This window comes from Ruegeria sp. AK11, from assembly GCF_056541095.1.
The window spans coordinates 1,230,730-1,249,551 of record NZ_JBQFXU010000001.1 but is presented as its reverse complement, the minus strand read 5'-3'; the positions used below and the strand labels follow the sequence as shown (position 1 = coordinate 1,249,551).

18 protein-coding genes are annotated in these 18,822 nt (G+C 57.9%); 9 read left to right on the top strand and 9 right to left on the bottom strand.

The window, feature by feature from the left end; all coding sequences use genetic code 11:
- Positions 1-14 precede the first annotated feature (14 nt).
- Complete coding sequence (locus ACR0D9_RS06290) at positions 15-800, top strand: DUF2189 domain-containing protein (protein WP_480538078.1); 786 nt, start codon at positions 15-17, stop codon at positions 798-800.
- Between the two features lie 9 nt (positions 801-809).
- Here the strand turns inward: ACR0D9_RS06290 and ACR0D9_RS06285 are convergent, their stop codons facing one another.
- From ACR0D9_RS06285 to ACR0D9_RS06275, 3 genes are all read right to left on the bottom strand, one after another.
- Positions 810-1,529: a helix-turn-helix domain-containing protein gene (locus ACR0D9_RS06285; RefSeq protein ID WP_480480478.1), complete on the bottom strand. Its 720-nt coding sequence runs from the start codon at positions 1,527-1,529 to the stop codon at positions 810-812.
- Positions 1,530-1,842: 313 nt separating this feature from the next.
- Positions 1,843-2,403 carry an acetolactate synthase small subunit gene (gene ilvN, locus ACR0D9_RS06280; protein ID WP_209503637.1) on the bottom strand — a complete coding sequence of 187 codons (561 nt, stop codon included), beginning with the start codon at positions 2,401-2,403 and terminating at the stop codon, positions 1,843-1,845.
- Between the two features lie 68 nt (positions 2,404-2,471).
- The gene (locus ACR0D9_RS06275; RefSeq protein WP_480538076.1) at positions 2,472-4,223 is read right to left on the bottom strand and encodes an acetolactate synthase 3 large subunit; all 1,752 of its coding nucleotides are present in this window, start codon (positions 4,221-4,223) and stop codon (positions 2,472-2,474) included.
- A 420-nt stretch (positions 4,224-4,643) separates the two neighbouring features.
- Here ACR0D9_RS06275 and ACR0D9_RS06270 point away from each other — a divergent pair, with 420 nt between their 5' ends.
- Positions 4,644-5,489 (top strand): HalD/BesD family halogenase, encoded by an 846-nt coding sequence (locus ACR0D9_RS06270; protein ID WP_480504810.1) that lies wholly within the window; start codon positions 4,644-4,646, stop codon positions 5,487-5,489.
- Between the two features lie 47 nt (positions 5,490-5,536).
- Positions 5,537-5,920 (top strand): bleomycin resistance protein, encoded by a 384-nt coding sequence (locus ACR0D9_RS06265; RefSeq protein WP_209596686.1) that lies wholly within the window; start codon positions 5,537-5,539, stop codon positions 5,918-5,920.
- Between the two features lie 82 nt (positions 5,921-6,002).
- On the opposite strand, the gene ACR0D9_RS06260 is transcribed toward ACR0D9_RS06265, so the two are convergent.
- Positions 6,003-6,650, bottom strand: coding sequence for a response regulator transcription factor (locus ACR0D9_RS06260; protein WP_267363844.1), 648 nt, complete (start codon positions 6,648-6,650; stop codon positions 6,003-6,005).
- Positions 6,647-8,080, bottom strand: coding sequence for a cache domain-containing protein (locus ACR0D9_RS06255; RefSeq protein ID WP_209503642.1), 1,434 nt, complete (start codon positions 8,078-8,080; stop codon positions 6,647-6,649). Before ACR0D9_RS06255 ends, ACR0D9_RS06260 begins: the two co-directional genes overlap by 4 nt.
- Before the next feature lie 245 nt (positions 8,081-8,325).
- Here ACR0D9_RS06255 and ACR0D9_RS06250 point away from each other — a divergent pair, with 245 nt between their 5' ends.
- The 3 genes from ACR0D9_RS06250 (at position 8,326) to ACR0D9_RS06240 (ending at position 12,829) form a co-directional block, all read left to right on the top strand.
- The gene (locus tag ACR0D9_RS06250) at positions 8,326-9,408 is read left to right on the top strand and encodes a TRAP transporter substrate-binding protein (RefSeq protein WP_267363846.1); all 1,083 of its coding nucleotides are present in this window, start codon (positions 8,326-8,328) and stop codon (positions 9,406-9,408) included.
- A 122-nt stretch (positions 9,409-9,530) separates the two neighbouring features.
- Positions 9,531-10,457 (top strand): TRAP transporter small permease subunit, encoded by a 927-nt coding sequence (locus ACR0D9_RS06245; RefSeq protein WP_267363848.1) that lies wholly within the window; start codon positions 9,531-9,533, stop codon positions 10,455-10,457.
- 17 nt (positions 10,458-10,474) lie between these two features.
- Positions 10,475-12,829 (top strand): TRAP transporter large permease, encoded by a 2,355-nt coding sequence (locus ACR0D9_RS06240; protein WP_480480486.1) that lies wholly within the window; start codon positions 10,475-10,477, stop codon positions 12,827-12,829.
- Between the two features lie 134 nt (positions 12,830-12,963).
- Here ACR0D9_RS06240 and ACR0D9_RS06235 read toward each other — a convergent pair whose 3' ends face one another.
- The 4 genes from ACR0D9_RS06235 to ACR0D9_RS06220 all read right to left on the bottom strand — a co-directional run bounded on the left by ACR0D9_RS06235 (position 12,964) and on the right by ACR0D9_RS06220 (position 15,181).
- On the bottom strand, positions 12,964-13,353 hold the full coding sequence (locus ACR0D9_RS06235; protein WP_480480488.1) for a VOC family protein: 390 nt from the start codon (positions 13,351-13,353) through the stop codon (positions 12,964-12,966).
- A 7-nt stretch (positions 13,354-13,360) separates the two neighbouring features.
- Complete coding sequence (locus ACR0D9_RS06230) at positions 13,361-14,185, bottom strand: arginyltransferase (RefSeq protein ID WP_480480490.1); 825 nt, start codon at positions 14,183-14,185, stop codon at positions 13,361-13,363.
- A gap of 75 nt (positions 14,186-14,260) precedes the next feature.
- Positions 14,261-14,692: an RDD family protein gene (locus ACR0D9_RS06225; protein ID WP_209596678.1), complete on the bottom strand. Its 432-nt coding sequence runs from the start codon at positions 14,690-14,692 to the stop codon at positions 14,261-14,263.
- Between the two features lie 66 nt (positions 14,693-14,758).
- Positions 14,759-15,181, bottom strand: a complete 423-nt coding sequence (locus ACR0D9_RS06220; protein WP_209503649.1) for a DUF2852 domain-containing protein — start codon at positions 15,179-15,181, stop codon at positions 14,759-14,761.
- Between the two features lie 148 nt (positions 15,182-15,329).
- Between ACR0D9_RS06220 and ACR0D9_RS06215 the strand changes: the two genes are divergently transcribed.
- From ACR0D9_RS06215 to ACR0D9_RS06205, 3 genes are read left to right on the top strand one after another with little or no spacing between them, the layout of a single operon-like run.
- The gene (locus ACR0D9_RS06215) at positions 15,330-15,713 is read left to right on the top strand and encodes a DUF4440 domain-containing protein (protein ID WP_480538074.1); all 384 of its coding nucleotides are present in this window, start codon (positions 15,330-15,332) and stop codon (positions 15,711-15,713) included.
- A 49-nt stretch (positions 15,714-15,762) separates the two neighbouring features.
- Complete coding sequence (locus tag ACR0D9_RS06210) at positions 15,763-18,558, top strand: [protein-PII] uridylyltransferase family protein (protein WP_480538072.1); 2,796 nt, start codon at positions 15,763-15,765, stop codon at positions 18,556-18,558.
- Positions 18,542-18,814, top strand: a complete 273-nt coding sequence (locus ACR0D9_RS06205; protein ID WP_209503652.1) for a hypothetical protein — start codon at positions 18,542-18,544, stop codon at positions 18,812-18,814. The genes ACR0D9_RS06210 and ACR0D9_RS06205 overlap by 17 nt, the downstream gene beginning before the upstream one ends.
- Positions 18,815-18,822: the final 8 nt, after the last annotated feature.

Genomic DNA, 18,822 nt, shown 5'->3' with positions numbered 1-18,822 from the left:
AGGGAGGAGACTAAATGGAAAAGCCATTTGGCGTTCCGGACATGCGTTCGGTAGATACAGCCATGCTGCGCACAGCGTTGAAGCGCGCCTGGGCCGACTTTCGGCGCGCGCCGCAGTTCGGGTTGATCTTTGCCGGGTTCTACGTGCTTGCGGGATGGGCGATGGCATGGGTCACCATCCAGACTGGTACAACCTTCTGGCTGGTTCTGGCAGCTATCGGCTTTCCACTGATCGGCCCGTTTGCCGCTGTTGGCCTTTACGAGGTGTCGCACCGGCTGGAACAGGGCGAACCGCTGGATCTTGGTGCAATCTTTGGTGTCGTGCTGCAACAAAGCCGCCGGCAATTGCCGTCGATTTGCGCCATCATCGTCGTGGTGTTTCTGTTCTGGTTTTTCCTGGGGCACATGATCTTTGCCCTGTTCCTTGGGCTGGCCACGATGACTAACGTGTCATCCTCGCTTGAGGTCTTTCTGACGGCGAATGGCCTGACAATGCTGGCTGTGGGCACGGTGGTTGGGGCGGTATTCGCAACCGTTCTCTATATGATCACCGTATTGTCGATCCCACTGCTGCTGGATCGCGAACTGGATTTTGTCACGGCAATGATTGCAAGTTTTACCTATGTGTCCGGGAATTTTCCGGTGATGCTTGCCTGGGGGGTAATCATCGCTGTTCTGACGTTCCTGGCCATGGTGCCCTGGTTTCTGGGCCTTTTGGTGGTTCTGCCACTGTTAGGCCATGCCAGTTGGCACCTGTATAGGCAAATCACCCAAGTCGAAGGGGAGGGCACATCGTCCTGAGAAAACCGCTCAGGGATACTGTGCCGGATTGTTGGTCGACAAGCGCGCAGCGGCGAAAATCGCCGTTGCATCGTGCCCGAGATATTTCAGAACCACGGGTTCCGGTGCCTCAGGGGCGGCCGGGCTTATGACCGTGCCGCGCCACTGAACCGCTGTTCCCGTGGGATCGGGTGAAATCATATAAACGCGGCTGTTCTGACCCGCTCGCTGAGAGGTCAGCATATAGACGGAACTGCCGGTGCAGGCGACGATCCCTTGTATTTCGCGCGCCTGCGGCGTTGCTTCGGGCATCGCGGCGCGCGAGACATATCCGCGTATCAATGTGCATTGGGCCAGTGGTCGGGCGTGCAGCAAGGTCATGCGGTGCGAGGCCGAGACGCTTTCGATCACGGCATAAAACCCCGGAGAAAACGCAGTTCTGGCGATCATGTCCACACCTGATCCCAGAAACTCAGTCAAGGCCGCCGCTGCGGGGTGGTCCTCGATCTTTTCAATTTCGTCCAGGGGCTTCAGGAGGATGCGCGCATCCACGTCGAAAAACCGGCAGATGCGATCCAAAACATCCGGCCGTGGAACACTTTCGCCCGAAAGATACCTGTTGAACTGCGTCCGATTCACGCCAAGCTTGCGGCACAGTGCCGAGACCGACCGATACCTTCGTGCCAGTTGCCGCAGATTCGCGCCAAACATAGCGCGAAGTTCAGCCGGGCTGCGAATGTCGTCGGTCATGGATGCCCACGCCTTGCTAAGTTTCCTGAAAAACCATCGCAGCACTGGAACCAAGCCCCGGCGCGCATTGAAAAATCGTACAGATTGACCCCAAGCAACGTATCCCCACGTCGCGTTGCGCGTTGAGGCTAATGCCATAAAGCGCAATGGCAATAGGCTTTATCTGAAAATGCCTAATCTTTACCCGGAAAAGCTTACCCTATGGCAAATTTAGCGCATAGAAGGACGTGTGGGTTGATTTTGCAAATGCCCACCAACTCAAAGATGTGCTCCCGCCTTGGATGCAGGAAAAGCCCCAAGGCGGGTATATTGTTCAGTCGCCGCGCAGCAGGGCCGCCACGCCGGTGCGGGCGATTTCCATCAGGCCCAACGGGCGCATCAGGTCAGCAAAAGCGTCGATCTTGTCCGGCGCACCGGTGATCTCGAAGATGAAAGAGTTCAGGGTGCTGTCGACCACATTGGCACGGAAGATGTCAGCCAGGCGCAGCGCCTCGACGCGTTTGTCGCCTTCACCCACGACCTTGATGATGGCCAGTTCGCGTTCAACCGAAGGGCCTTCGACCGTCAGGTCATGCACGTCATGGACAGTCACGATCCGCCCCAGCTGCGCCTTGATCTGTTCGATCACCTGCGGTGTGCCGGTGGTGACAATGGTGATGCGGCTCAGGTGTCCTGTGTGATCCACCTCGGCCACGGTCAGGCTTTCGATGTTGTAACCCCGCCCCGAGAACAGGCCGATCACACGGGCCAGGACACCGGGTTCGTTCTCGACCAGCACGGCAATGGTGTGGCGTTCCTGCACGTCCGAAAAAGTAGGCCGTAGGTTATAGGCCGAATGGCGGTTGGAGCCTTTTTTGATATGTAGGGCAGACATTTATGTCCCTTTCATCATCCTGTGTTTGCCGGGCGCAACGGTCGCCCGGCGGTAATCCTCGGACGGTATCAGACCAGAACCGAACCTTTGCTGTCGATCACGCCCTGCGTCTCGGCCTCGCCCAAAAGCATCTCGTTATGTGCCTTGCCCGACGGGATCATGGGGAAGCAGTTCTCGTGCTTTTCGACCAGACAGTCGAAGATCACTGGGCCGTCGTAGTTGATCATCTCCATGATCGCGTCGTCCAGATCGGCGGGGTCGGAACACAGGATACCTTTGGCGCCAAACGCCTCGGCGAGTTTCACGAAATCGGGCAGGGCTTCGGACCAGCTGTGCGAATAGCGCTCACCATGCAGCAGCTCCTGCCACTGACGGACCATGCCGAGGCGTTCGTTGTTCAGGATGAACTGTTTCACCGGCAGGCGGTACTGAACGGCGGTGCCCATTTCCTGCATGTTCATCAGCCATGATGCTTCACCGGCGACGTTGATCACCAGAGCGTCCGGGTGTGCCATCTGCACACCGATCGAGGCGGGGAAGCCATAGCCCATCGTGCCCAGCCCGCCCGAGGTCATCCAGCGGTTGGGGTCTTCGAACCCAAGATACTGCGCCGCCCACATCTGATGCTGACCCACCTCGGTGGTGATGTAGCGATCATGCTTTTTCGTAAGTTCTTCAAGACGTTGCAGCGCGTATTGCGGTTTGATCGACTTCTCGCTGTTGGTGAACGCCAGACAGTTGATCTTGCGCCATTCCGCAATCTGGTTCTGCCATTGTTTGACATTCGCGGCGTCCGTCTTGCGGCCGCGCGACTTCCAGATCTTCAGAATGTCCTCGAGCACATGCGCCACATCGCCGACGATCGGGATGTCCACCCGGATGACCTTGTTGATCGAGGACGGATCAATGTCGATATGTGCTTTCTTCGAGTTCGGCGAGAACGCATCGATACGCCCGGTGATCCGGTCATCGAACCGCGCACCGATATTGATCATCAGATCGCAATCATGCATCGCCATGTTGGCCTCGTAGAGACCATGCATCCCGAGCATTCCCAACCAGTTTTCGCCCGAGGCAGGATAGGCGCCAAGGCCCATCAGGGTTGAGGTGATCGGAAAGCCCGTTGCATCCACCAGTTCACGCAGCAACTGGCTTGCCGCGGCGCCGGAATTGATAACGCCACCGCCGGTATAGAAGATCGGTTTCTTTGCGGTTTCGATCGCGGCAACCAATTCGGTGATCTCTTCCAGATCTCCTTTCATCGCTGGTTGGTAATGCGAGGTCGAAGGTTTCGGGCTGGCATATTCGCCCGACGCGAACTGAACATCCTTCGGGATGTCGATCAGCACCGGGCCGGGGCGGCCCGAGGTGGCGACATGGAATGCCTCGTGCAGGGTTTCAGCCAGCAAGTCCGTATCCTTCACCAGCCAGTTATGCTTGGTGCAGGGGCGGGTGATGCCAACGGTGTCGGCCTCTTGAAACGCGTCCGACCCGATCATGAAGGTCGGGACCTGCCCGGTCAGAACCACAATCGGAATCGAATCCAGCAACGCATCAGTCAGGCCAGTAACGGCGTTTGTGGCACCGGGACCAGAGGTTACAAGCGCAACACCCGGCTTACCGGTCGACCGCGCATAGCCTTCGGCGGCGTGGATCGCACCCTGTTCGTGACGCACCAGAATGTGGCGAATGTCGTTTTGCAGAAAGATCTCGTCATAGATCGGTAGGACGGCGCCACCGGGGTATCCGAAAACCGTGTCCACGCCCTGATCCTTGAGGGCCTGAACCACCATCTTTGCGCCGGTCATCTCACGTGTCATCTGCTTTGCTCCGTTCGCGACATGTGTCTTGCGTTTGACAAAAAAAAGCCCCCGAATTTTCGGAGGCGCATGGGTTCGATTATGGTTTACCGTTACCGGCCCATGCGCGTGGTTCCTACGATTACGACTAGCGTTCTCATCGCCAGAGGCTCCTTTTTGCTTGGAGGGGACATTATGGTCGGGGGGGAGGAGCGTCAACAGGCAAATCCACCAATTTTCTATCTCAATGGCGGTATTTTGCGAAATTTTGTTGCGCAGATTGCCGCATGCCGGGAATTTCCGGGAAAAGGGCAGTCGTTTTCCTGAGGGCGGGACAAGTATGAAGGTCTGAATGCGTCAGGCCGATGTCTGAAACTGGCATGATCCGGTGTTTTGTCTGGGTCACGCTGACCTTGTGGTCGCAAACGAGGGAGGCGGAGCATGTTACAGGACCTGGTAGATCTGGGACGATATCCGATCGATCGCCCGGATTCGCCAGCTTACAGGCGATTGATCGAGGATTTGCGGCGCGAGTTGGAACAGGACGGATGTGCGGTTCTACCGGGTTTCGCACATGCACAGGGGATCGAGCTTTTGGTGCAAGAGGCAGACGAGGTGGCGCCCAATGCACACCGGTCTTTCAATCGTACAAATGCCTATTTCACCAAAGACGACCCACGGTTCGACGCCGCCCATCCGATCAGACGGTTCTATGACCGTTCGAACGCGTTTGTTCCTGCCGACAATTTTGCGCAGTCCGGTCCTTTGCGCAGGATTTACGAGTTTAGCGGATTTCTTCCCTTCATTCGGGATGCGCTGGATGAGCCTGAGGACCGCTTCTTTCGTTACGACGACCCGTTGGCGGACGTGATCATCAATGTCGTGGAAGAGGGGCAGGGCTTTCCCTGGCATTTCGACACCAACAACTACACCGTGACACTGGCGATCCAGAATGGCGAGCAGGGCGGTGCATTCGAATACGCGCCCAATCTGCGCTCAGCCGAGGATGAGAATTTCGATCAGGTCGCTTCGGTTCTGGATGGAAACACGGCGCGTGTTCATCGGCTGGAATTGCGACCTGGGGACTTGCAGATATTCAAAGGCCGCTATTCTCTGCACAGGGTCGCACCGGTCAAGGGCACGCGGCGGCGGTATGTGGGTATCTTTTCATTTGTCGAGGCCGAAGGCATGTGCGGCGGGATCGAACGGACGCAGCAGCTTTATGGACGCGTGTTGCCGCACCATTACGAGCGTGCGGGTTTGCGAAAGGATCAGTTGCTGGATTAACAGATCATCACGGGTAAACTGAAACTATTTCCTGTTCGGAGCTTCAGATGCCCAAGATTTTGCAACTTACCCCATTTGTGCTGTGTTCATCCTTGCAGAACCAGATTGATTTCTACTGTAAGCGACTAGGATTTACCTGTAGCTTCAAGCAGGACAATTACGCATTTTTGTCACTTGGCCCGGTCGCCATTCGGTTGTTGGAATGCCCACCGCGAGAGGATGGCAAGGCGTTGGGCGACGACCAGTCGTTTTATATTGATGTAGACGATATCGACGGCTTTTATGAAAATTTGCGGGCTGGGTTGGCCGATCTGCCCGAGGGGCGCGTTCGGCCTCCGTTCGACCAACCTTATTTGCAGCGTGAGTTTCACATTCTGGATGAAGACGGAACACTTGTGTTCTTTGGTCAGGATATCAGACCCCGGGCGTGAACGCTCCCGCCTGTTATCGCTATGCCTGCGGCAAGCCTCCTCTAGTTGGGTAAGGCAGCACTGGGCTGCGACCGCGCATCGATCAGAAGCCGACCCCGGTGCCTTGCAGCATGCCATGTTCCAGCGCGTAGCGGGTCAGCCCGGCAGTCGAGGAAATTCCCAGTTTGCGCTTGATGTTCTTGCGATGCGTTTCAACCGTGCGCACCGAGATATCCAGCTTTTGCGCAACCTCTTTGTTTGATTTGCCCTGCGCCAGTTCCAGCAGAATTGTTTGCTCGCGCCCTGTCAGCGCCTCGCGTGCGTTGTCGCCTTTGGGTTTCAGGGACCCACTGGCACCGGTGCACAGATACTGCTCACCCCGCATGACCGCATCGATGGCCTGCTTGATCTCTTCGGTTGGGACATCTTTGAGAACATAGCCTTTTGCGCCGTGGCTGAGCGCGGTCGAAATGTATTCGGGGCTGTCATGCATCGACAGGATCAGGATGCGCGTATCGGGCAGGCGTTCCAGAATGATTTCCGTGGCGCTGAGTCCGCCGAGGCCAGGCATGTTCAGGTCCATCAGGATGACATCCGGGGCGAGGCCAACCGCCTGATCCACCGCGGCCTGACCGCTGCCGAGTGTTCCAACCACTTCGATATCGTCGTAGCTTTCAAGGATCGACTGAATGCCCTCGGCCACCATGGGATGATCGTCGACAATAAGAACTCGGATGTTTTTGGCGCTCATGTACCGGCCTTTCGGTTCGGAGTTGCGTCTTCCTGCGGTGGCAACAGGTGGCTCAGCGGCAGACTGGCCTCGATCACCGTTCCGCCGCGCGGTCCGCGTGATGACAGAATACGCAGCGATCCGTCAAGTTGTTCAATTCGTTCCTGCATGTTGCGCAGGCCGATGCCTGTGGTCGGGGTCCCGGATTCTGCGCGCAACCCACGGCCATTGTCGGTGATCCGCATGGTTGCGCCTTTCTTGTGGCCACGCAGGTCAATTGTAACATAAGAGGCATCCGCGTGGCGTTCGATATTTGTCAGCGCCTCTTGTGCGATGCGATAAAGCGCGATCTTGCTGTCCTGATCCAGCCGGTTTCGGAAAACGACGGTGGAAAATTCGGTCTCGATCCCGGTTCGTTCGCGAAAATCGTCGGTCAGAGCCTTCAACGCAGGTCCGAGACCAAGGTCGTCCAGCACGCCGGGGCGCAGGTCGCGGCTGATGCGGCGCACCTCGGTGATGGCGGTGCGAAGATGGTCGATGCCTTTGTCCAGCGGATCGCGCGCACCCGCATCATCGCCGCGCAACAGACGGCGGCGCGCATTGTCCAGCGCATAGCGTACACCCACAAGGATCTGGCTGATGCCATCATGCAGTTCGCGGGCAACCCGGCCGCGTTCTTCTTCCTGCGCGTCGAAGACACGTTGCGTCAGTTCCTTCAGCTTGGCATCCGCCAACCGCCGCTCGCGAATGTTCAGCAACATGCCCGAGGCAAAGACAATCAGAACGGCAGCAACAACAATGGCGCCGATATACATGAAGGTGCGCTGCACGCGGGCCTCGACCTCGGCCCTTGCGTTGGCGACCGTGGCGACAATGTCGTCAATGAAGACCCCGGTACCCACGACCCAGCGCCAGTCCTGCAACCCGACGACATAGGCGATCATCTGCGCCTCATCCCCGGTCGAGGGTTTTTCCCACATGAAGCTGTGCCACCCGGCCCCTTGACGGGCGAGGCGAATGAACTCGTCAACGATGGGCGTGCCATCGCTGTCGGTCAGACCTTCCCAGTTGCGGTTGATAAATTGTGTCTGACGGGGGCTGACCAGATTGTTGCCATCATAGTCGTAAACAAAAAAGAACCCGTCCTGCCCATAGATCATTGCCGAGAGTATCTGCGAGACAAGGTTCTTTGATACCTCGTCATCCGGTTCAGCGCGGCCATAGATATAGGCAAAACCATTGCGCGCCTGCGTCACGTAGTTGCGCAGTTCTTCTTTCTTGGCTTCGATCAGGCTGCGCTCCAGAGCTTCGATCTCGCGCTCGGCGGTCGCACGCGCCTCATATGCGACAAGCACAGCGATTGCGGCCACGGCCACAACCAGCGGGATTGCGGCCACCAGCGACAGTTTCTGCGCATAGGTCAGCGAGACCAGATGTCGAAGTCTTTGCATGGACGAATCGATACGCAAGCGGCGGCAAAAATGCAAAAAGATTGGCGTTGGTCTGTGAAATTCCGGTATTTGGGCCGTTTTTATTGGAGTTTTCATTCGGAAATTTCACCGCATCCCCAAAAGAAATCGGTTCTCTACGCAGTAGTAGGTATTCCCTTTCGCTTCGCTCACATTAGGCTGACGCGCACTGAATGCGACAGGTCCGGTACTGCCGGATCGTGACTATGAAGGGGAGGAACACTCATATGGATCGTCGTTCATTTCTGAAAAAATCCGCGCTGGGCGGCTCGGCAGCTGCAGCAACCGCTCTGGCGGCTCCGGCCTATGCGCAGGGACAGCGCACACTGACCATGGTGACCTCGTGGGGTCGTGGTCTGGCTGGCGTGTTTGACAGCGCGCAGCGTTGTGCCGACAGCATCAACGCGATGTCGGATGGCAGCCTGAATGTCGAGATCAAAGCGGCAGGCGAACTGGTTGGCGCGTTCGAGGTGTTTGACGCGGTGTCGTCCGGTCAGGCCGACATGTATCACGCCGCTGACTATTACTTTGTCGGTCAGCACCCGGGCTATGCGTTCTTTACGGCCGTGCCCTTCGGCATGACCGCACAGGAACTGGTGAACTGGTACTATCATGACGGCGGTATGGAGTTGCATGATGAGCTGGGCGAAATCTTTGGCCTGAAGTCCTTCCTGGCCGGCAACACCGGTGCGCAGGCGGGCGGCTGGTTCTCGAAAGAAATCAACAGCCCCGAAGACTTCAATGGTCTGAAGTTCCGTATGCCCGGTCTGGGCGGTAAAGCACTGGGCAAACTGGGCGCGTCCGTTCAGAACATCCCCGGTTCTGAAGTGTATCAGGCGCTGTCGTCCGGCGCGATTGACGGAACCGAGTGGATCGGACCCTGGGCCGACGAAAAGGCGGGCTTCCAGGAAATCACCAAGACCTACTACACCGCGGGCTTCCACGAGCCAGGCGCAGGTCTGTCGCTGGCAACCAACCGCGACGTGTTCAATGAACTGACACCGGCCCAGCAGAAGATCATCGAGATTGCTGCCGCAGAAGCACACCAGTGGAACCTGGCGCAATTCCTGGCCAACAACGGTGCAGCGCTGCAGCGCCTGCAGGCCGGTGGTGTCAAGGTCCTGGAATTCCCTGACAGTGTCTGGGATGCGTTCGGCAAGGCCAGCCAGGAAGTTCTGGACGAGAACATGGGCGATGAGCTGTTCAAGAAGATCCACGACAGCGCAATGCCGTCGATGGCGGCTTCGTCGGCATGGAACAACCTGTCGTCGGGTGTCTACACCGCACAGCGTGACCGTGTTCGCGGCTAATCCTTCCTGATCAAAGGAAAAACGGTTTCCCCGCACCTTGCGGGGAAACCTTTCCCGTTGCGTGAAAGGACTTGGGCAAGCCACAATAGGCCTGCGCGCAACTGAGACGACCTGGGGACAACATGCAGGACGAAAACGGTATCTCGTTCTTCGGCGCCCTGTGGAATGGACTGGTCTGGTTCATTCAGAACATTGCCGAAGCCTTCTATAATTTCGGATATGCGATCACGCATCCGCAGCTCTGGCTGGACTGGTCTGACAAGGCGTCGATCATGCGCTTTGTGTATTACGGCGGTTCGGTCGAGTTCTTCTTTGTGGTGTTCACCTTCTTTTTGGTTCTGACAGCCGTCGGGTTGTATTACCGGAACTTCATGTGGGCCATCGTGCGCGGCCTTGAAGGTTTTGCTAACACCACCGGGCGGTTCTTTGCCTGGGCGGGGCTGCTGATGGTGATTCAGCAAATTGTCATCGTATTCATGCAACGGGTCTTTACCCGTCCTGATATGTCCTTCGGTCTGGGCATACCGTTCCAGATGGATATCAGCTGGTTCGCGGAAGAGCTGAAACTGTATAACGCCATGGTCGTCTGCCTGTGCTGTACCTACACATTTGTGCAGGGCGGGCATGTGCGCGTTGATCTGATCTATGCCGGTATCAGCCACCGCGCCAAGCGTGTGGTCGATATGTGCGGCGCGTTGCTGTTCATGATGCCAATGGCGGTGCTGACCTGGATGTACGGCTGGTTCTTCCTGTGGCGTCACTTGATCGTGCCGAACCCTTCCGCCAGTGATGCGTTGGACCGTCTGGTTGCCAAATCCCGCGCCCTGCGTTGGAACGTGGAAACCATCGGGTTCAGCCCCAACGGGTTCAATGCTTACTTCCTGTTCAAGATCCTGCTGGTGGCGTTTGCAGCCATGGTGTTCCTGCACGCCATCGCGTTTTTGTACCGGTCGTATCTGGAATACGTGGAAGGACCGGACAGCGTTGGAAAATACCTCGACAAGGACAGCCTTGGTGAGGGTGAAGAAGCCTATGAAGGCGCGCATTAAGGGCGGAGACAAAGACAATGCTATTCGGACTTGATGGCGTCGAGATAGGCCTCATTATCGTATTCTTTTGCCTTTTCGGGGGCATTCTTTCCGGCTTTCCGGTGGCTTTTGCCATCGGCGGGGCAGGGATAATATCCTTTGGCATCATCGCCGCGCTGGACAGCGCGGGGTTGCTGATCCACCAGGCGATTGACGTCGGATCGCAAAGTTATCGGGACCTTGTGAACTCCGGGATCAAGCCGGACACCATATCCGTGTTCCGATACCCGGATTTGCCAAGGCTCGCCGAACCTGTTTTTGCCTCGGGCTGGGAAACCGCGCTGGACCGCAACGTGTCGTTCATCGTGAACCGAATGAACGAGCGCGTGCTGGCCGGGCAATCCATCGAGACCCTTCTGGCCGTGCTCATGTTCGTCCTGATGGGCATCACGCTGGAACGTTCAAAGATTGCCAACGATCTGCTGACGACGATGGCACGTGTTTTTGGCCCGCTTCCGGGTGGTCTGGCCGTGTCAATTGTGGTTGTGGGGGCGTTTCTGGCGGCTTCGACCGGTATCGTTGGCGCGACCGTTGTGACGATGGGCCTGCTGGCGCTTCCAACCATGTTGCGCAACAACTATTCGCCGGAACTGGCGACCGGTGTGATCGCGGCATCGGGCACCTTGGGGCAAATCATTCCACCGTCGATCGTGATCGTCCTGCTGGGCACATTGGCGGGGGATCTGTATTCGACAGCGCAGGAAACCCGGGCTGTTGAAGCCGGTTGTACCGACGCGCTGACCTATCTGGGTGAGCCTGCGGTTGTCTCGGTCGGGACATTGTTCCAGGCTGCGCTGTTGCCAGGGATCATGCTGGCGCTGCTCTATGCGCTCTATGCCTTTGGTTATGCATTGCTGAATCCACACAAAGCGCCCGCTGTGGCTGTGTCCGGTGGTTCCGGGGAACCCATTACGCGGTCAGAAGGCCTGACATGGTTGCTGGGTGCGCCTGTAGCCCTGATCGTCGGTGCGGTCCTTTTGGGCAATGTCGGTGTGATCGGAAGCCAGAATATCTCGGTCTCGGCCTTCTCGGATATCGGCGAGGGTGCGTCGCTGAGGACCAACGTTTCGGCAGAGTGCAAGGCGTCGATGATCGATCTGCACGGGCAAGTTGCCTGGGATCAGGCTGTTGCCGAGCAGGAGGCCATTGATGCCGCTGGCGGCACAACCGAAGCGCATCGCCTGACAGAAGAGGAACTGGCTGCTGAACAACAAAAAAGGATTGCCGACGCGGCGCCGATCGGCACTGGAGTGGCGGTTACCCTTGTTCTGCTTGGTCTGACCCTGGTTCTCGGCCGTGGTATCGCACCGTCGCGGTCACCGCAGCCGCTGATCCTTGGCGCGATCGGGCTGTTGCTGATGGCACTGGTCGATATCCTGATGATATCGCCGACCACATCCTCTGGCGTGACTTTCGTGCTGCTCGCCCTGCCGTTCGCGCTGGCCATGTATGGTTGCAAAGAGGCTGCGGCCCGCTGTGCCACAAACGATCTGATCCGCGTGGTCTTCCCGCCGCTTGTTCTGATCATAGCGGTGCTGGGCTCGATCCTGGGAGGTGTCACCAATCCGACACCAGCGGCTGCGCTGGGCGCGGGTGGCGCGATCATGCTGGCGGCCTATCGCAAGCTGCAGGATCAGGGCCGTTCGGGCAAAGTGGTCATCTGGTCGACCTTCGCCGTTGTCATTGCACTGCTGATGGGGGTCAACTTTGACCTGCGTATCAATCAAGGCAGTGTGACGGTGGAAACCTGGATCGCCTTCATCATTGCTTATGCGGCCTATCTGTACGCCCTGTTCGGGCTGCTGTACGGATGCTGGGTGCTCTATTCCAGCGGTGTTTTGACCCCGGTGGTGCGTGAGACAGCCAAAGTGACCTCGATGGTGTTCACCATCCTGATCGGATCGCAGTTGCTGAACCTCGTGGTGATTTCATTCGGAGGGGAGCATTATATCCAGCAATTCCTGAAGAGCTTTGACAACGAGTTCACGGTTTTCCTGATCGTGATGCTGGTGCTGTTCATTCTGGGGTTCGTGCTGGATTTCCTCGAGATCATCTACATCGTGATCCCCATCGTGGGCCCGGTGATCTATGGCGGCTCGTTCGATCCGAAATGGGTCACGATCATGGTGGCGGTGAACCTTCAGACGTCGTTCCTGACGCCACCTTTCGGGTTTGCGTTGTTCTACCTTCGAGGGGTTGCGCCGAAAGAGGTCACAACAGGTCATATTTATCGCGGGATCGTTCCGTTTGTTCTGATCCAGGTGATGGGGATCGCGATCTTGTGGTTCTTCCCGACGATTGTCACGATCGTTCCGGACCTGATGCCAAACTGATCCGATCCGGAAGAGAATATTGCAAAGGGGGCCGGCTGGCCCCCTTTTCTGTTTATTTCGGGCAAGGGGCCAGCCCCTTCTTGGCCTGCGGCCAATTCATCCCCGGGATACTTATAGCCAGATGAAGATGCGGATCAGGTGAACTGGATCAGGTCCCAGCGATTGCCGAAGGGATCACGCCAGACAGCGACGATGCCATAGGGTTCGTGGCGTGGGTCTTCTTCGAAATGGACATCCCCGGCGCGCATATCTGCGTGGTCACGATAAAAGTCATCGGTTTGCAGGAAGAACCCAACGCGCCCGCCGGTCTGGTTGCCTATGGCGGCGGTTTGTTCGGGTCCGTCAGCCTTTGCCAGAAGAAGACAGCCGCTATCCGAACCGGGAGGCGCGACCAGAACCCAGCGCTTGCCATTGCCGAGGTCTATGTCCTTGATAAGTTGGAAGCTGAGCGTCTTTGTATAAAACAAGATGGCGTCGTCGTAATCCGGCACCACAAGGGTGACGGCATGCAGGCTTTGTTTCATCGCGCGGTCAGCCTTTGGTCGGGTGCCGGTCAGGGAGCTGGATATTGGCGACCTGTTCGGCGATTGGCGGCGCCGACAAGGGGTGATGCGATGTGCCGGTATAGGCATCCGGATCACTGATTTTTTGCCAGCCCCCCTGAATATAGGCCTCGAGCCCTGAAAACTTGGCTTTGTAGCCCATCTTGGGGCTGCCGGGGACCCAGTACCCCAGATAGATATAGGGCAGGCCCGCCTCACGTGCGATGTCGATATGGTCGAGGATCATGTAGGTGCCGAGTGAGTTCTGCGGCTGTTCCGGGTCGTAGAAGGAATAGACCATACTTAGCCCGTCATCGAGCACATCGGTCAGGCTGACGGCGATCAACTCGCCCGTTTCAGGATCGGCATATTCCACAACGCGGCTGCGGATCGGTGTTTCCTCGATCATCGCGGCGAATTCGAAAACATCCATGTCAGCCATGCCGCCATCGGCGTGACGGGTATCAAGATAACGGCGGAACAGCTCGTATTGCTCATCCGTGGCCCATGGCGAGGTTGCGCGGCGTTCCAGGTAACCATTCCGCCTTGCTGCGCGCTTCTGGCTTTTGGTTGGCCTGAAGGCTGAAACATCGATCCGGGCCGACAGGCAGGCTGCGCAATCCGTACACGAAGGACGGTAGAGTACATTCTGAGACCGGCGAAATCCTTGTTGAGACAGGGAGTTGTTCAGCTGTTCAGCCCCTTCGCCTTGCAGGGCGGTGAACAGTTTACGTTCCATCCTGCCGCCAAGATAAGGGCAGGGCTGCGGTGCCGTGACATAGAATTGTGGCGCAATTGGCAGCGTATGTCGCATGAAATCCCCATCCAACCTCGGGAGGGATGATAGCAACCGTTCCCGAGACCGCCAAGTGTTTCACGCAACCTTGCGTCAGGCCCGTTGGTTGATCATCACGGTGCCCAGAAAACTGTCGGTCAGACCCTGGCCACGGGCGCTGGTCATCATCATGATGACCGAGATGATCTGGACCACGGGAAAGGCCATGCTGACAAAATAGCCGGCAGTGTGGGCAAGCGCCTTGCCCAAGTCCATTCGTTCTCCGAACGCGTCACGCAGCTCGATCCCCATAAAGCGCATTCCCAGCGTGGCTGAGCCGTTGGCGATGGTCACCACCCGGTAGACGAAACTGACAACGGCGTAGATCAGGGCCAGGAAAAACAGACCCAGAAACGCAGTAAAGAGGATTGCCACCGTGCAAAGCAGCGAAATGAAGGCGATATCGAACAGCCAGGCGACAAAGCGTTTGGTTGTCACGGAACGATAGAAATCGGGTTGGGTGTCCGGGTTGGGCAGATGGTTCATTCGATAGGTCCGAAAAACTGGGGTAGGGGCACCCTGTCCCGAAACACCGGGGCAGGGCAAGGTCAATCAGGCGGGCTCGCCCTTGCCGTCTTCGTCATGGTTCTCGCGGGCGCGTTCATCCATGAATTGGTCGAATTCGGCCTTGTCCTTGGCGTCACGCAGGCGGCGCAGGAATGCTTCGAAATCCTGTTGTTCGCGTTCCAGGCGGGCCAGTGTATCTGCTTTGTAGGCGTCAAAGGCGCTGTTGCCCGAGGGCTTCATTGCACTCATGTGGCTGTGCCAGGATTTGCGGCGGTTGCAGGATTTGCTGAACATGCGTTTGCTCCAGATCATATAGGCCAGCAGGGCAAGGCCAACGGGCCAGAAGAAGATGAAACCAAGAACCATGGCGGCGATCCAGGCCCCTTTGCCTTTGTCATCCAGCCAGGCTTCGGTTCGATAAAGCCATCCCGGATTCGCGGGGACGGCGGGGTCGGACAGTGCGGTCATTTGAGCTCTCCAGGGTTGATGTAAACTCTATTCACATTGCATAGATGGGGTACCGTTTGGATGGGTGCAAGGGGTAATGTGAAAAAGATTTACATTATGCAATCCGGTTGACGTTTCAGGAACTGGCCCACAGGGTCGGAGTATGGATATGACGGACAACAAAGCTGCCCCTGCACTAAAGGACATACTTGAACTGGAAACACAGGTCTGGGTGGCGCTGGTTGAAGGCAATGCAAGCGCCGACCGCGCCTTGCTGAGCGCGGATTTTCTGGGCGTTTATCCCACGGGGTTTGCCAATCGGGACGATCACGTCGGGCAATTTGCAGATGCGCCAACGATGGCCGAGTTTGATCTGAGTGATGCCCGGTTACGCATTCTGACCCCGGATATCGTCTTGTTGTCCTACCGTGCCGACTACCTGCGCCCGGGCGCAGATCGGCGCGAGGCAATGCTGATTTCATCTTTGTGGGAAAGAAGAAACGACGTTTGGATCAACAGCTTCAGTCAGGATACGCCGGTTCAGGTAACCTGATCAGAATGCCCCATTGACGATTACGCGCCGCAATGCGCAGGGTGCGCGCATGACTGACGCTCTTGCCATTACCCGCCTTCCGCGTGCGTTTGATCCGTCTCTGGGCGATGAAACCCGCGCTCTGATACCTGATCTGTCGCAGGAGATGGGAGAGCTGGTGGCGGGAACCGCCGGGTCCAGCCCATATCTGAAAGGCCTGATCGAGCGTGAAAGGGAATGGCTGCCTGATGCCTTATTGCGCCCGGATCAGGCACTGTCTGAAGTCATGGCGGATGCGCGTAAGCTGCCGACGGATCAGCTGAAATCCGGCTTGCGGCAGGCCAAGCGGCGGGTGGCGCTGTTGACCGCGCTTGCCGACATTGCAGGTGCCTGGCCGCTTGAAAAAGTCACCGCGGCACTGACCGATTTCGGGGCACTGGCCGCGGATACTGCGGCCAAGGCCGAGATTGCGACGTTGATCCGGCGCAACAAACTGCCGGGTATGACCGAGGACGATATCGAAACTGCCGCCGGGATGGTCATTCTGGCCATGGGCAAGATGGGCGCGCATGAGCTGAACTACAGCTCGGATATCGATCTGATTGTGCTGTTTGATGAGACGCGGTTTGACCCCGATGACTTCTACGAGGCCCGGCAGGGCATGGTGCGGGCAACGCGGAACTTCTGCGCGACGCTCAGCGACAAGACTGCCGATGGCTATGTTTTCCGTACCGATCTGAGGCTGAGGCCAGATCCTGCCGTAACACCGGTCTGCATGGCGATGGAGGCCGCTGAACGGTACTACGAAAGCCTCGGCCGCACGTGGGAGCGCGCGGCGTATATCAAGGCCCGTCCCTGTGCCGGAGACTTGGCTGCGGGGCAGCGGTTTCTGGACACATTGCGCCCCTTTGTCTGGCGTCGCCATCTGGATTTTGCCGCCATTCAGGACGCGCATGATATGCGTCTTCGGATTCGCGAAAATAAAGGTACGGGCGGGGCCTTGTCGATTCCCGGCCACGACATGAAGCTGGGGCAGGGCGGTATTCGCGAGATCGAGTTCTTCACCCAGACCCGTCAGCTGATCGCAGGTGGTCGCGATCCGGATTTACGGGTGCGCGGAACGGTTCCGGGGTTGGCGGCGTTGGCGTCAAAAGGCTGGGTGCCGCAGGATGTCGCGGATAAATTGACCGATCATTACCGGGCACATCGCGAAGTCGAACACCGCATTCAGATGGTTCATGATGCACAGACGCATAAGGTGCCGAAATCACCGGAAGGCATTGAACGCATCGCCTGTTTGATAGGGATCGGCAGCGATGAACTGAAACAGGACCTGAAAAACCGCCTGACCGAAGTGCACGAACTGACTGAAGGATTTTTTGCGCCTGGACCCGGTCCTGCACCTGTGGCGGCACAGGATGTGGAGTTTGACCAGAGTGTTCTGGCCCGGTGGACGACCTATCCGGCCTTAAGGTCCCAGCGCGGGTCGCGGATATTCGAACGGTTGCGGCCCGAGTTGCTGTCGCGTCTTGCCAAGACCGCCAAACCGGATGAGGCGTTGATGGCGCTGGATGGGTTTCTGTCTGGCCTTCCCGCCGGGGTTCAGCTGTTTTCCTTGTTCGAGGCCAATCCGCAACTGATCGACCTGCTGGTCGATATCGTTGGCACATCTCATGCTCTGGCTTCGCATCTGTCGCGCAATGCCTCGGTTTTCGACGCGGTGATCGGCGGCAGTTTCTTTGCCGATTGGCCGGGGCAGAAGGCATTGCAAATCGAACTGGCCCGTGCGCTGGCGGAAGAGCCTGACTATGAAACCCGGCTCGACCTTGCACGGCGCTGGTGCAAGGAATGGCATTTCCGGGTCGGTGTCCACCACTTGCGGGGTCTGATCGACGGGGCACAGGCAGGTCGGCAATATGCAGAACTTGCACAATCGGTGATTGCCGCCATCCTGCCATATGTTGCCGAGAATTTCGCCCGCAAACACGGACCCGCCCCGGGGCGCGGAGCGGCGGTGTTGGGCATGGGGTCGCTGGGCGCAGGACGGATCAATTCGCAATCCGATCTGGACATGATTGTGATCTATGACCCGCAGGATCAGGACATGTCCGATGGTCCGCGTCCTCTGGCCACGCGCACCTATTATGCGCGGTTCACGCAGGCGCTGATCACGGCACTTTCGGCACCGATGTCACAGGGGCGGTTGTATGAGGTCGACATGCGCCTGCGCCCGTCCGGCAATCAGGGGCCGGTTGCCACCAGTTGGGCCAGCTTTACCAATTATCAGCAGAATGAGGCCTGGGTGTGGGAACATCTGGCCCTGACCCGTGCTCATGTCGTTGCGGGTGATGCCGGTTTGGCAAATGATATCGAAGCGTTTCGCGTCGGGTTTCTGTCGCGCCCACGCGAGCGGGACAAGGTTTTGCGCGAAGTCGCCGAGATGCGAACGCGTCTGGCCGCAGCCAAGGCACCCGCCGGGATCTGGGATGCCAAAAACGGGCCCGGCCGCCTGATGGATATCGAACTGATGGCCGAAACCGGTGCCTTGCTGGCAGGGACTACGGCACGCGACGTATCCTCGGGCCTCGATGGTGCCGTCGCTGCCGGATTGCTGGATGTCGCGCAGGCGCAATCCCTGAAAGACTGCTACAGCCTATGCTGGTCGGTGCAATGTGCGGCCCGGCTTCTTTCGGGCAAGGTCATCGAGGCGGAACAGATCGGTGAAGGAGGTGTGGATTTCCTGTGCCGCGCCACCGGGTTTGAACAGGTCGATGCACTGCAACGGGCATTGCAGAAGAGTTACACAACCGCGGCCGACCTGATCGGCAGCGTGATCCAAGAGGGCGAAAATGGCACGCAGCACTGATCCCAATGACCACAAAGGTCTGATCCAGGAAGCCTATCGCATCGAAGGCATCACCCTGCCGGAATGCCGCAGCATATTTCTGGACTGGGCGCTCAGCTTGCCCGAAGAGCGTGACCAGAACACGGCGCTGACCGAATTGCACGCGGCATACGCGCTGCACAGCCCGGATCATCCCATGACTCAGGTTCTGTCCGAGGGCCTTCAGGGGGCCCAAACCCCGAAACGGCGTGGCGGCTGGCGCTCTCGGAACCGCTAGGGCTTTTC

Excerpts from the sequence above, each read along its gene's own strand:
- ACR0D9_RS06290 (WP_480538078.1), top strand. The coding sequence starts at position 15 with ATGGAAAAGCCATTTGGCGTTCCGGACATGCGTTCGGTAGATACAGCC.
- ACR0D9_RS06285 (WP_480480478.1), bottom strand. The coding sequence starts at position 1,529 with ATGACCGACGACATTCGCAGCCCGGCTGAACTTCGCGCTATGTTTGGC.
- ilvN (WP_209503637.1), bottom strand. The coding sequence starts at position 2,403 with ATGTCTGCCCTACATATCAAAAAAGGCTCCAACCGCCATTCGGCCTAT.
- ACR0D9_RS06275 (WP_480538076.1), bottom strand. The coding sequence starts at position 4,223 with ATGACACGTGAGATGACCGGCGCAAAGATGGTGGTTCAGGCCCTCAAG.
- ACR0D9_RS06270 (WP_480504810.1), top strand. The coding sequence starts at position 4,644 with ATGTTACAGGACCTGGTAGATCTGGGACGATATCCGATCGATCGCCCG.
- ACR0D9_RS06265 (WP_209596686.1), top strand. The coding sequence starts at position 5,537 with ATGCCCAAGATTTTGCAACTTACCCCATTTGTGCTGTGTTCATCCTTG.
- ACR0D9_RS06260 (WP_267363844.1), bottom strand. The coding sequence starts at position 6,650 with ATGAGCGCCAAAAACATCCGAGTTCTTATTGTCGACGATCATCCCATG.
- ACR0D9_RS06255 (WP_209503642.1), bottom strand. The coding sequence starts at position 8,080 with ATGCAAAGACTTCGACATCTGGTCTCGCTGACCTATGCGCAGAAACTG.
- ACR0D9_RS06250 (WP_267363846.1), top strand. The coding sequence starts at position 8,326 with ATGGATCGTCGTTCATTTCTGAAAAAATCCGCGCTGGGCGGCTCGGCA.
- ACR0D9_RS06245 (WP_267363848.1), top strand. The coding sequence starts at position 9,531 with ATGCAGGACGAAAACGGTATCTCGTTCTTCGGCGCCCTGTGGAATGGA.
- ACR0D9_RS06240 (WP_480480486.1), top strand. The coding sequence starts at position 10,475 with ATGCTATTCGGACTTGATGGCGTCGAGATAGGCCTCATTATCGTATTC.
- ACR0D9_RS06235 (WP_480480488.1), bottom strand. The coding sequence starts at position 13,353 with ATGAAACAAAGCCTGCATGCCGTCACCCTTGTGGTGCCGGATTACGAC.
- ACR0D9_RS06230 (WP_480480490.1), bottom strand. The coding sequence starts at position 14,185 with ATGCGACATACGCTGCCAATTGCGCCACAATTCTATGTCACGGCACCG.
- ACR0D9_RS06225 (WP_209596678.1), bottom strand. The coding sequence starts at position 14,692 with ATGAACCATCTGCCCAACCCGGACACCCAACCCGATTTCTATCGTTCC.
- ACR0D9_RS06220 (WP_209503649.1), bottom strand. The coding sequence starts at position 15,181 with ATGACCGCACTGTCCGACCCCGCCGTCCCCGCGAATCCGGGATGGCTT.
- ACR0D9_RS06215 (WP_480538074.1), top strand. The coding sequence starts at position 15,330 with ATGACGGACAACAAAGCTGCCCCTGCACTAAAGGACATACTTGAACTG.
- ACR0D9_RS06210 (WP_480538072.1), top strand. The coding sequence starts at position 15,763 with ATGACTGACGCTCTTGCCATTACCCGCCTTCCGCGTGCGTTTGATCCG.
- ACR0D9_RS06205 (WP_209503652.1), top strand. The coding sequence starts at position 18,542 with ATGGCACGCAGCACTGATCCCAATGACCACAAAGGTCTGATCCAGGAA.